Source organism: Candidatus Paracaedibacter symbiosus (assembly GCF_000757605.1).
Classification (GTDB): domain Bacteria; phylum Pseudomonadota; class Alphaproteobacteria; order Paracaedibacterales; family Paracaedibacteraceae; genus Paracaedibacter_A; species Paracaedibacter_A symbiosus.
On record NZ_JQAK01000001.1, the window covers coordinates 1523387 to 1535668 of the forward strand.

A 12282-nucleotide genomic window follows, 5' to 3' on the forward strand; every position below is an offset into this window, starting at 1 on the left:
TACTTTGTTCTTGCTAATTAAATTATTGCAATTCTTGAGGCTTTGTGAATACTAACCCTAAGAGTTATTATATAGAACAATAAGATACGATTATGGCTAAAAAACTTTATATCAAAACCTATGGCTGTCAGATGAACGTTTACGATTCTGAACGAATGGCCGATATCTTAAGTCCGCTTGGATATGAACTGACTTCTTCACCGGAAGAGGCTGATTTAGCTATTTTAAATACGTGTCATATCCGCGAAAAAGCGGAACAAAAGATGTATTCTGATCTGGGACGTCTGAAGGACCATCGCAAAAACCAAGATGGTAAAAAAGAGCCGATGATCATTGCAGTTGGTGGATGTGTAGCGCAGGCGGAAGGGGCTGAGATTATGCGTCAAGCTCCGTTTGTTGATATGGTTTTTGGTCCTCAAACCTATCACCGTTTACCAGAAATGATTGCCAGAGCCACAAGAGCTGCGGATAAAAAGACAGGCAAAGGTCGCGGGGTCGTTGAAACCGACTTCCCCATGGAAAGCAAATTTGACGCCTTGCCGCAAACAGAAATCAGTCGCGCCGCTGCCTTCCTCACGGTTCAAGAAGGGTGTGATAAGTTCTGCAGTTACTGCGTTGTGCCTTATACGCGTGGTGCTGAGTTTTCTAGGCCCGTTCGAGAAATTTTAGAAGAAGCACGGCATTTGGTGCAGCTCGGGACTAAAGAAATTACGTTGCTTGGTCAGAATGTGAACGCTTATCATGGGGAGGCGCTTAACGGCTCGGGTGAATGGGGATTAGGTCGTCTAGCCCGTGAACTTGGGGAGATTCAAGGTTTAGAGCGTATTCGCTACATCACTTCTCACCCCTCGGATATGACAGAAGAGTTGATTGAGGCGCATCGGGATGTACCACAATTAATGCCGTATCTGCATTTGCCAATTCAGGCGGGGAGCAACCGTGTATTAGAGGCCATGAATCGCAAGCACACCCGAGAAAGCTATCTTGCCATTATGGAGCGGTTGCGAGAGGCGCGTCCTGATATTGCTCTTGCCTCTGACTTTATTGTGGGCTTTCCTGGGGAAACCGATGCTGAGTTTAGAGAAACCTTGGATATCGTGGAGAAGGTTCGTTATGCGCAGGCTTATTCTTTTAAATATAGCATTCGCCCAGGGACACCAGCAGGCGTGATGGAAAATCAAGTGCCAGAAGCGGTTAAAGCTGAACGCTTGCAAGAGTTACAAGCTCTTCTCAATCAACATCAACATGAGTTTAATACGCAGACGATCAACAAGACAGTTCGCGTTCTTTTAGAGCGCAAAGGTCGCCTTGAAGGGCAGCTCATGGGCCGTTCTCCTTACATGCAATCGGTTGCCGTTTTTGCGCCTGAAAGATTACTCGGACAAATAGTTGACGTGGAGATAAAAGAAGCTCATCCTAATAGTATAGCAGGAACAATTCTCACAACAGAAATTGCCTCTGCTGCTTAGGTTAGGCTCTATGCACAAAAATTGAAAGGGGTCCATTTTGGCTATACTTAGCTTCATTTTCGGCTAAAGATATCACAAAATAATCTTTTTAAATTTTGATCACAGAACCTAGGGTTGATCCACAAAACGTGTAGAGGAAAACTTGACTAAAGACAAAGACGCTACCACACATCTTGAGTTTGATGACAATATTGTTTTAATGGTCATTGCCGGCCCCCATGATCGGCATCTCTCCAGAATTGAACAACGTTTAGGTATCTCTATCATCTTACGGGGTAATACCATTCAGCTTAAAGGACCAGAACCAGAAGTCTCCTATGCGAGAGGGGCGCTGCTTTACTTGCAATCGCAGATACAAAAAGGGTTCACGGTTGATAGCGAGGAGGTGGAGTCCGCGATCCGTATGGCCAGCGCAACAGTGGCCATTAGTGAGGCAGATTACGGGACAACCGATGAGATTTCCATTGCCACTAAACGCCGAATGGTTTTCCCCCGGACAGCCCATCAGGCTGACTATATTCAATGCTTAAAAACTAACGATCTTGTTTTTGGAATTGGCCCTGCTGGCACGGGCAAAACCTATCTTGCCGCTGCTGTGGGGGTATGGATGTTAATGTCAGGAAAAGTTGAGCGAATTATTCTCTCAAGACCCGCCGTGGAAGCAGGGGAGAGACTAGGATTTTTGCCCGGCGACATGCGCGAAAAGGTCGACCCTTATTTACGCCCGCTCTACGATGCACTGTACGACATGCTTCCACCTGAGCAAGTGCAGCGACGCTTAACTAACGGTGAAATAGAAGTGGCACCGCTTGCTTTTATGCGAGGGCGAACATTAAGTAATTCTTTTGTTATTTTGGATGAAGCGCAAAACACAACACCGATGCAGATGAAGATGTTTTTAACACGCCTTGGCAATAACTCCCGCATGGTGATTACAGGGGATATTACCCAGATTGACTTGCCTTTTGGTGTTAAATCCGGTTTGAAGGAAGCCATGCGTATCTTGAAGCCAGTGGAAGAAATTAAATTTGTTGAGTTTGATCAAAAAGACGTGGTCAGACATTACCTCGTCTCACTTATTGTTGGCGCTTATGAAAAAGACACTCAAGAAAAAAAAGAAACCGGAGAAAATGGGTATGCCGCAAACATGTGATATTACCCACGGTCACGAAATCAATCTAATTATTGATGGAGATGTATGGCAAAAGCAATCTCTCGATTATTCTCAATTAGTGATGTCAATCATTGAGATAGTATTAAAAAAGGAACTGATTAGTGAATATGTAGAGGTCAATGTCAGGCTGACCGATGATGCCACAGTCCAAAGGCTCAATAAGGATTTTCGTGGGCAGGACAAACCCACGAATGTCCTTTCTTTTTCTGCTGATATTGAAGACGAGTTTAATATTTTTTTTGCTGATGAATTATGTCAACTGGGTGATATTGCCCTTGCGTATGAAACGATTGAACGGGAAGCTGAAACACAGAAAAAGCTATTTAGGGACCACTTTATACATCTGCTGATCCATGGAATGCTTCATCTCTTAGGGTTTGATCATATCACCGATGAAGAGGCTGAAGAAATGGAAGCTCTGGAAATCGAAATTCTTGACGTATTAGGAATTGCAAACCCTTATCAATAAAATACTCTTGAGTGAGAGTGAAAAATCAGTATAAAATGACTAAAAAGCAAACGGGGGTGGACATTCTCCCCGGGCGTATTATAATTATAACTAAATTTAATAATTAACATGAGTCAACTGAGTACTATGCAAGATCCTGATTCTGACCCTTCACCGCTAAGTCGATTATCCCACTGGATCAAAAAAAAGTGGCGTTACATTTTTCGTGCTGATACCGAAAGCTCCCTGCGAGAAACAATTGAAGAGCTTATTGAAGAAAGCGACAATTGTGAATCCTCCATTGAATTAGATGAACGGACATTGCTTGGTAATGTTTTAAGTTTACGAGATCTCACAGCTCAAGATGCGATGATTCCTCGGGTGGATATTATTGCGATTCCTTTTGATGCAACGGAAGAAGAATTGTTAGGAACGTTTATTCGTTCCAGGCTTCAGCGATTGCCTGTGTATCGCAACACTTTGGATGAAGTGGTGGGGAGTGTGCAAATCCAAGATGTTCTTGCATGGAAGTCCTCGGGTAAACCTTTGCAGCTTCGGTCTATCCTGAAAGATGTGTTGTTTATCTCACCGGCTATGCGGACGTTGGATTTGATTTTTAAAATGCGTGAATCCGGCACTAAAATGGCACTCGTTGTTGATGAATTTGGTGGAATTGATGGGCTGGTAACTTTCTCCGATTTGATGGAAGAAATTATTGGAGACATCCAAGATGCCCAAGATCAACCCACGCAACAACGTTTATTTAGCCGTCCCGACGGTCAAATTGTTGCGGATGGTCGTGTGATGTTAGAGGAAATTGAAGAAACTTTCGATCTCTATCTGACAATTGAAGACTTAGAAGATGAGGTTGAAACCATCGGTGGGCTGGTAACTTCCCTTGTTGGCCATGTTCCTTCTAGGGGAGAGCTTATTTCACATCCTAGCCAAAATATTACTTTTGAGATTTTGGAAGCAGACCCACGCCGAGTCAAACGTTTATTAATTCATAAAAATGTTGAGGTCCTCGCAGGCGCAATGGCCTAGACTCTCGAAGAGGCAGAAAAAGGCAAGAATTTCTAATGCTCAAAGTGTTAAAACGAGGACCATTTAGGTGACTTAGGGGCTCTCCTTCCTTCAGGCACGCAGCAAGGAGATTGCCACGAAGGAATGCTCCTTGTTTTAATGAACCCAGCCACCTTATATAGTGAATCCAATTGATATTGGGAATTTCTATCCCCCCATCATCCTCTATTTGATTAGATTGGCTTGTCGTCAGATGAGTCCTATCGCAATCCCGGAGCCTGAGTTTAGGTTGTTTTACTGAAAATTTAATATCACCTTTGATTGATTTGGTTATGCATACCCAATTTTGCTGATGGAGCAGTTAATAAATTTTAACCAAATCCAGCGCATACTAGATTGGTGACTGTACGAAAAGTAAAGGTGGATATATGTCAATATTTAGTGAGAGAGAACGGGCTTTCGAAAATTATTTCATGCATCAAGAAGAGATTTATTTTCAGGTAATTGCTTTGCGTAATAAACTTTTTGCAAAGTGGATCGTTGAGCATATGGACCTGGACGAACACTTAAGAAGTCTTTATATTGAAGAAATCGGTCAATTAATTACGGAGGAAATCAATGATACGAACCTCTTACGGAGAGCAATGACTGACCTTAATCTCAAAGGGATTACGATAACTCTTGATGATGTGGATAAAAAGCTCAACGAATGTCATGAACTCGCTCGGCAAGAATTTTTGCGGGAACATTTATAGAAAGATTCCTAAACATGGCTGGTACACAGATCCCAAGCGCTGGAACCCTAAGAGCAGATACAAAAATCCTTGAACGTCTTTGGCCATTTTTGTGGCCAAAACAGGATCGAGAGGTAAAAGTTCGCTTTTCCATTGCTTGCCTGATGTTGATCTTAGCTAAATTAGCGACTCTTCTGATTCCAATTTTCTTTAAAGAAGCGGTTGACGCGCTCTCGCCCCCTTATGGCAGCTTGGTGATTGTTCCTGTTTTCATGATTGTTGCTTACGGTGTGGCGCGTCTTCTTTCTTCGGCCTTTGCGGAAATTCGGGATGGTGTTTTTGCAACCGTTGCCCAAAAAGCTGTGCGTTATGTAGGACTGAATATCTTTAAGCACGTGCATAAATTAGGGTTACGCTATCACCTTGACCGGCAAACAGGTGGCCTCAGTCGGGCTATTGAGCGCGGGACGAAGGGGATTGAAAGTCTCTTGTCGTTTTTGACCTTTAACATTGTCCCGACTGCTGTTGAAATCTTTATGGTTTCGGGAGTGTTATGGTATTTATATGACGTTTACATCGCTCTTATTACATTAACAACAATGATTATCTATATTGCATTTACCTTATTGGTTACTGAATGGCGTATCCAATTTGTTCGCATAATGAATACGACCGATAATGAAGCCACCACGAAAGCGGTTGATAGTCTATTAAACTATGAAACTGTCAAATATTTTAATAACGAAAATCATGAAGCGACTCGTTTTGACCACGCTTTGGAGCGGTATCAAGTTGCGGCCGTTAAAAATCGTCTTTCCCTTTCTTTATTGAATATTGGACAAACAGTAATTATCTCTATTGGTTTAGTTTTTGTGATGATTTATGCTGGTTCTGGGGTGCAGAATCAAGTTTTTACTGTCGGTGATTTGGTGGCGATTAATGCCTATGCGATTCAGCTATACACCCCGCTTTCTATGTTGGGATTTGCCTATCGTGAAGTTAAAATTGCTTTAGTCAATATCACTCAAATGTTTGAACTGATGGATGTGCCATGCGAAATTAATGACAAGGAGAATGCCCCCGATCTTACATTTAAGAATGGGAAAATTGTTTTTGAAAATGTCGATTTTTTTTATAACCCTAACAGGCAGATTTTAAGGCAGATAAGCTTTACAGTTCCAGCAGGAAAGACCGTGGCCATTGTGGGGTCCAGCGGGGCCGGGAAATCAACAATTAGCCGGCTTTTATTTAGGTTTTATGATCCAACTCAAGGGCGAATTCTCATAGACGATCAAGATATCCGTGATGTCAACCAGACAAGCCTGAGACGCTTAATCGGGGTGGTGCCTCAGGATACAGTTCTATTTAATGATACTATCGACTATAATATTGATTATGGTCGTCCTGGTTCGACACACGAAGAGATTATTGAAGCAGCCGAAGCAGCTCAAATTCACAATTTTATTGAGGCCTTGCCTGAAGGATATGCAACCCACGTTGGTGAACGTGGCCTTAAATTGTCAGGTGGCGAAAAACAACGGGTGGCGATTGCCCGCACATTATTAAAGCAACCCAAAATATTCTTGTTTGATGAAGCAACTTCTGCCTTAGATACACGCACAGAAAAGCAGATCCAGGCGAGCTTAAAAGATATTTCCAAGAACTATACGACCCTTATCATTGCCCATCGACTCTCCACCATTGTGGATGCGGATCAAATTTTAGTAATGGACCAGGGGGAAATTATTGAGCGTGGCACTCACCAAGAGTTATTGGCTCTCAATGGCACTTACATGGCTATGTGGCTTAGGCAACAACATAACAGTGACCCTCTTTCGGAATTGTCGAGTTTGGCTCCTTGATGAGCTCAATTCTAACTCGCAAGCTTCATTTTATTTATGTAAACTCCAATTATTCGCCAGAATTTAACTTGTCAGAAAACAAAACTCTCGATGCCATACGAGGTTAAGGATAATTAAGGGGGCGGGAATCCTTACTATATTCGTCCATCAAGCGCACGTCGGCAAGGGGTACCTTGTGGTTGTCTTGAACAATAGTTGCTTTCAACAAAATCACCAGTTCGACAACTTCAGTGACTTCAGATTGAGCGGTAAAGAGTTTTCCAAAGAGAGGAATGTCGCCGGCAATAGGTAACTTGGTATTCTCCACATTATTGCGTGATTCCATCAGGCCGCCAAGCACCGCAATCTCGCCTGACGGAATCCGTAAAACTGAATCAATTTCACGTACTTCCACTACGGGGATAAGGGATTTTGTGTGATGGAGAGAATGATCCCCTGAATTGGCAAGAGCAATATCAACTGCTGGATCTGAGACCGAGCGTGTGAGTCGTGAGATGGTGGGACGAAGGGACAGCACAATATCCCCCGTTTCATGATCAATTGATGGCTGGACGGCCATTACTAGGCCAATAGGGACGGTTTGAATGTCACTTGAGACATTAATGCTTTCTCGTTCAATGTTAAGATTATATTCTTTGTCATATTTGAGGCGGAAATAGACCTGATTTTGGGCGACCTTCAAGATAGCCTGTTGGTTATTGAGTACTGTTAAGCGCGGACTGGATAACGTTTCACAAGAGCCAAATTGTTGGATCGCATTGATAATCGCGGTGAAATCATGATTCCGAACGCCAAAGGAAAGGACTTCTTTATGCATCATGCCGGGGTCCATATGCGTTCCATGTTGCCCAATAGCCCCCAAAGGCGTATCCATGCGAAAGACCCCACCGGCAAGTTTATGCCAATTAATGCCTGCTTTAAATTCATCTTTTAGATTAACTTCAATAACCTTGGCTTCGATCAAAACTTGCGTTGAAATAGCGCGCTTTAAGTTTTCTAAATACTGTTCAATCAGTTTGTGTTGCCTGGAGTTAGCCCGCACCGAAATGACACCCCCTTGTCGATGAATGGTAAAGGAGCTACCGTCTTCATCGTTTAAGATTGTTTCTAGATTGCCGGTAACTTCCTCCCAGAAATCATTATTACTTTTAGCGCTCACCGTGCTATTAGAGCCATTATCTAGACCACTCCTGATCTCTTTAGCATTGGAAAATACGTCTGTGGCGATGGAAACCTGCGCATTGCTGGAGCGTGTCATATTCAAAAACTGGACATTGTAGTTGACGGGGTAGGGGGTATCCTGTTCAATGCGAATGCTGCCTTCAATAATTCGATAACGCAACCCTGCAAGCTCACAAATATCACGAATAATATCAATCAAAGGACGTTGGCGGGCGGAAAATACCAAGGCGTGTTTGATGGTGGGATCAAGTTGTAAATCCACCTTTGTTTGTTCTGAAAGGGTTAATAAGGCTTCTTTTAAAGGAAGAGTATCACTGATGGAGATGGAGATCTTTTGCTTCATCTTATGAGGGATGGGTGGTTGTTTTTTAGGTGTTTTTTTATAGGCCGGTGCAGGTCTCGGGGAGTCTGCCGGAATTGACTGAAGCTCTTCGATTTTGTGCTTGATGACCTCTCCTGTTGAGGGGTCTTGAGCCATACTAGTCAAGGTGAGAGCATAGAAAAATAAGATAAGCTTAGAAAGCAAGGCTAGGGTAAACTTTAATTAATTTTTTTAGTACTTGTAAGTGAAAAAAGTTGCTTTGTCAGCAACTTTTTATTTTTCTTACTTAACTGCCTATAATGGATTTTTTCTTGCCACGACCTGGTTTTAAGATTTTCAGACCTGCCTGTTGCCATTGAGGGATGCGTGAATCATTTTTAGTGAACGCTTGTACTGCCTCAAGAAGCGCGCCTGCAAGAATATCATCCGGGAGATTACTTGCTCCACAACGGGCTAGAATGGTTGTAATTTGATCTTTACGACGATCTTCCAACTTTCTTTTACGAGATTGGAGAAAGTGAATTTGCGCGTTGATGTCCTGAATTCGGGTAGACGATGCCATTCCAGCAAACCTTTCTTTGTTATTAATTGTAAAAATAACTAATTTTAGATTATTAAAAATATATTTATTTGCAAAATTGTCAAGAAGTTATCCATAAAGTATTGTGAAAATAGCGTGCTTTAGTGATCAAAATCCGCTATTGTTCTGGTCAGAAGGCATTGCTTAGTTGGTGTAACTAATAAAGATGATAAAATTTATAGGAATTTTGTGGGCTGGATTATCACAGGCTGCCATAGCGACGCCTGCGGTTGATGAGGCTGTCCATTTGCTTCAGTACGGTAATCTTACAGAGGCAGAAAAACTGTTAAGCACTGAAGCCGAAAAGAAATCTTCAGAAGCTGCTTTTTATCTTTCCCAAATTAAGCTTTTTAGCGCTAAACCTGAGAATGTCAAAGAGGGGTGGAAGCTGTTGCAACAAGCAGTCAGTGCTGGGCTGCCTGTGGCTTTAGATGCGATGGCAGGCTATTATTTGCATGGCGAATTTGTTGCTAAAGACCATCACAAAGCCTTGATATATTATCAATTGGCGGCGAATCGCGGTTATGGTCCTTCCCAGTTTAACTATGGGATTATGCTGAAAAATGGTGAGAAGACCCCACAAGATTTAGAGGATGCCTTTGTTTATTTAGCTTTAGCTGCTCTTAATCTGGATGATTTAGGTGATGTTACTGAAGACGCTGCACTATACAGGGATGAAGTGGCGCAGAAATTAACACCTGAGATTTATCAAAATGCTCTCATTAAAGTCAATAAACTTGTCAGAAAATAAGAAACTATTGCCTTTTGCGCTAAAAATTGGCTAAAAGTAAACAAATAAAAACTCCTGGATGATAAATAAGGGGCATACCCATGAAACAATTAAATACTTTAAGAATCTCAGGTCGTGATGTTCTGCCACTGGTTGAAGGTGGTAAGGGTATTTCTGTCTCTAACGGTGAAAGTTCAGGAGCATGGGCTGCTGCGGGAGGGATTGGAACGTTTTCCGCAGTGAATGCGGACGCCCATGACGAGAATGGTAATCTAATTCCTGTCGTCTATCATGGTAAAACGCGCCGTGAACGTCATGAAGAACTTATCCAATATGCTATTAAAGGGGGGATCACCCAAGCTCGGATCGCGCATGAGCGATCGAAGGGCAATGGTCGTATCCATATGAACGTATTGTGGGAAATGGGCGCAGTTGAGCCAATCTTGCACGGCGTTTTGTCGGAAACCAAGGGGCTCGTTCATGGAGTGACCTGTGGTGCAGGGATGCCTTATAAATTGGCAGAGATCTGTGTTCATTATGATGTTTTCTATTATCCGATTGTTTCTTCTGCCAGGGCCTTTAGCATTTTATGGAAGCGCGCCTATAACAAGTTTCCCAATCACTTAGGCGGCGTGGTTTATGAAGACCCATGGCTGGCGGGGGGACATAATGGCTTGTCCAATACCGAAGATCCTCTCGTGCCGCAAAAACCTTACCCTCGTGTCCTGGCGTTGCGCCAAGCCATGCGTGAAGTGGGGTTAGGTGATGTGCCGATTATCATGGCTGGGGGCGTTTGGTGGCTCAGTGAATGGCAAGATTGGCTTGATAATCCTGAGCTTGGACCTATCGCTTTCCAATATGGAACACGTCCTTTGTTAACCCAAGAAAGCCCAATCTCAACCGAATGGAAGAAGCGGTTAGTCAACCTGAAAGCAGGGGATGTCTATTTGAATCGGTTTAGCCCGACTGGATTTTATTCTTCAGCAGTGCGTAATGACTTTCTGGAAGATTTGCGCTTGCGTTCTGAGCGGCAGGTGGCGTACTCACCCCACGCTTTTGGTGAGCACACTGAGGCGTTTCCAGTGGGCGCGCGGGGGCGGTTAGTTTATTTGACGTCTTGTGACAAGGAAAACGCGGAAAAATGGGTAGCTGCTGGTTTCATGGAGGCAATGCGAACTCCAGAATCCACACTGATTTTTGTGACCAAAGAATCTGAAAATGAAATTTTGACAGATCAAATTAACTGTATGGGGTGTTTATCGGCTTGTGCATTCAGTAACTGGGCCCAGAATGAAGCAGGTAGCACTGGTAAGAAGGCGGATCCACGTTCTTTCTGTATTCAAAAAACACTGCAAACCATTAGCCATAGTGATGATATTAACCACCAATTGATGTTTGCTGGACACCAAGCTTATCGCTTTGCCAAAGACCCTTTCTATGCCAATGGGTTTGTGCCCACTGTTAAACAGCTATTAGAGCAAATTCAAACGGGGTATTAGGGCTTTTCAAACGCTAAGATACCTCATTCCAGATATTGTTCTCCCTCGGCCTTCGAAGAAAGAGGGGGTGGTGTACCCCCTCTCCAAGCGCCAGGGTATCATTGTGATGGTTAAGATGGGCTGCGTGATGGCACTCTTCTCGAGAATTAGGTAAGGGAGATCTTGCCACAAGTGCGGACGCTCGCCCGCAAGGATGAATCTAAGATGTGAATGGTGAGTAGTTCTAAGGCATTAGAGAGGGATGCATTCGAGAAGGAAAAGTCACTTAAGTCTTGATTTTGACGGGAATATCCCTATGTGAAATGGGTATAAGGAATTCTTCATGACAATTAAACAACTCACATCTGCAATTATTGAGGCTGCCTGCGATTTATGGCGTCGGGGTGATATTGTGGCAATTCCCACAGAAACAGTGTACGGCCTTGCCGCCGATGCCGAACAAGACGCGGCTGTTGCTAAGATTTTTACAGTAAAAGGGCGGCCCCAATTTAATCCCTTAATTCTGCATGTGAGCTCTTTGGAGCAATTAGCAGATTACGTCGAAGTTACTCCTTTATTGACCAAGGCGGCAGCAGCTTTTTGGCCAGGCCCTTTAACGCTTGTTTTGAAGCGTAAATCGGGTGCAAAGCTATCTTATCTGGTGACTGCTGGTTTAGATAGTGTGGCTGTGCGTCTACCTGCCCATCCTATTGCGCAAGAATTGATCCAGGCTTATGGTAAACCACTTGCTGCACCCAGTGCTAATAAATCCAATAGTATTAGTCCAACGTCAGCAGAGGATGTGGCGGCCTCTCTTGGAAATGACGTTCCATTAATTATTGACGGGGGTCAAACCAGGATAGGATTGGAGTCAACAATTGTTGATTTAACTTCGGAAACTTCGACAATTTTGCGTCCGGGTGGTGTAACTTTTGAAGATTTAAATAAGGTGTTTGGCCAGATGCGGTATGCGGAAGTAGGCGCGGCGATCACCGCACCGGGAATGCTAAAGCGACATTATGCGCCATCTATCCCGATGCGTCTCAATGTCTTGGAAAAACAAGCAAATGAGGTTATGCTCGGCTTTGGCAACGTCGAGGGCGATTTAAACTTAAGCGAGCAAGGTGATTTAGGAGAAGCCGCAGCTAATCTATTTCGCATGATGCGACTGTTGGATAATCCTGTCAACCGTGCCATCGCAGTTGCACCTATTCCTTATTGGGGGTTAGGTATTGCGATTAATGACCGCCTCAGTCGCGCGGCAACAAGAGAGATTTAAA

At 43.5% G+C, this 12282-nt stretch carries 11 protein-coding genes; 9 read left to right on the forward strand and 2 right to left on the reverse strand.

The window, feature by feature from the left end:
- Nucleotides 1-92 precede the first annotated feature (92 nt).
- The 6 genes from miaB to IG80_RS0107005 all read left to right on the forward strand — a co-directional run bounded on the left by miaB (nt 93) and on the right by IG80_RS0107005 (nt 6710).
- Nucleotides 93-1469, forward strand: coding sequence for a tRNA (N6-isopentenyl adenosine(37)-C2)-methylthiotransferase MiaB (gene miaB, locus IG80_RS0106980; RefSeq protein ID WP_032113092.1), 1377 nt, complete (start codon nt 93-95; stop codon nt 1467-1469).
- A 142-nt stretch (nt 1470-1611) separates the two neighbouring features.
- Nucleotides 1612-2622, forward strand: a complete 1011-nt coding sequence (locus IG80_RS0106985) for a PhoH family protein (RefSeq protein WP_032113093.1) — start codon at nt 1612-1614, stop codon at nt 2620-2622.
- Nucleotides 2606-3112, forward strand: a complete 507-nt coding sequence (ybeY, locus tag IG80_RS0106990; RefSeq protein ID WP_156962081.1) for an rRNA maturation RNase YbeY — start codon at nt 2606-2608, stop codon at nt 3110-3112. Before IG80_RS0106985 ends, ybeY begins: the two co-directional genes overlap by 17 nt.
- Nucleotides 3113-3220: 108 nt before the next feature.
- Nucleotides 3221-4135 carry a hemolysin family protein gene (locus IG80_RS0106995; protein ID WP_032113095.1) on the forward strand — a complete coding sequence of 305 codons (915 nt, stop codon included), beginning with the start codon at nt 3221-3223 and terminating at the stop codon, nt 4133-4135.
- Nucleotides 4136-4542: 407 nt separating this feature from the next.
- Nucleotides 4543-4869: a DUF1476 domain-containing protein gene (locus IG80_RS0107000; protein WP_032113096.1), complete on the forward strand. Its 327-nt coding sequence runs from the start codon at nt 4543-4545 to the stop codon at nt 4867-4869.
- Between the two features lie 14 nt (nt 4870-4883).
- Nucleotides 4884-6710: an ABCB family ABC transporter ATP-binding protein/permease gene (locus IG80_RS0107005; RefSeq protein WP_052046191.1), complete on the forward strand. Its 1827-nt coding sequence runs from the start codon at nt 4884-4886 to the stop codon at nt 6708-6710.
- A gap of 103 nt (nt 6711-6813) precedes the next feature.
- On the opposite strand, the gene IG80_RS0107010 is transcribed toward IG80_RS0107005, so the two are convergent.
- Both IG80_RS0107010 and IG80_RS0107015 read right to left on the reverse strand, forming a co-directional pair.
- Nucleotides 6814-8418 carry a pilus (MSHA type) biogenesis protein MshL gene (locus IG80_RS0107010; protein WP_052046192.1) on the reverse strand — a complete coding sequence of 535 codons (1605 nt, stop codon included), beginning with the start codon at nt 8416-8418 and terminating at the stop codon, nt 6814-6816.
- An 82-nt stretch (nt 8419-8500) separates the two neighbouring features.
- On the reverse strand, nt 8501-8776 hold the full coding sequence (locus IG80_RS0107015; RefSeq protein WP_032113097.1) for a conjugal transfer protein TraD: 276 nt from the start codon (nt 8774-8776) through the stop codon (nt 8501-8503).
- Nucleotides 8777-8960: 184 nt separating this feature from the next.
- On the opposite strand from IG80_RS0107015, the gene IG80_RS13265 reads away from it, so the two are divergent.
- The 3 genes from IG80_RS13265 to IG80_RS0107030 all read left to right on the forward strand — a co-directional run bounded on the left by IG80_RS13265 (nt 8961) and on the right by IG80_RS0107030 (nt 12281).
- A complete protein-coding gene (locus IG80_RS13265; RefSeq protein ID WP_052046193.1) occupies nt 8961-9545 on the forward strand; it encodes a tetratricopeptide repeat protein in 585 nt (194 codons plus the stop codon).
- 80 nt (nt 9546-9625) lie between these two features.
- Nucleotides 9626-11023: an NAD(P)H-dependent flavin oxidoreductase gene (locus tag IG80_RS0107025; RefSeq protein ID WP_032113098.1), complete on the forward strand. Its 1398-nt coding sequence runs from the start codon at nt 9626-9628 to the stop codon at nt 11021-11023.
- A 322-nt stretch (nt 11024-11345) separates the two neighbouring features.
- Nucleotides 11346-12281, forward strand: a complete 936-nt coding sequence (locus tag IG80_RS0107030) for an L-threonylcarbamoyladenylate synthase (RefSeq protein WP_032113099.1) — start codon at nt 11346-11348, stop codon at nt 12279-12281.
- Nucleotide 12282 lies beyond the last annotated feature (1 nt).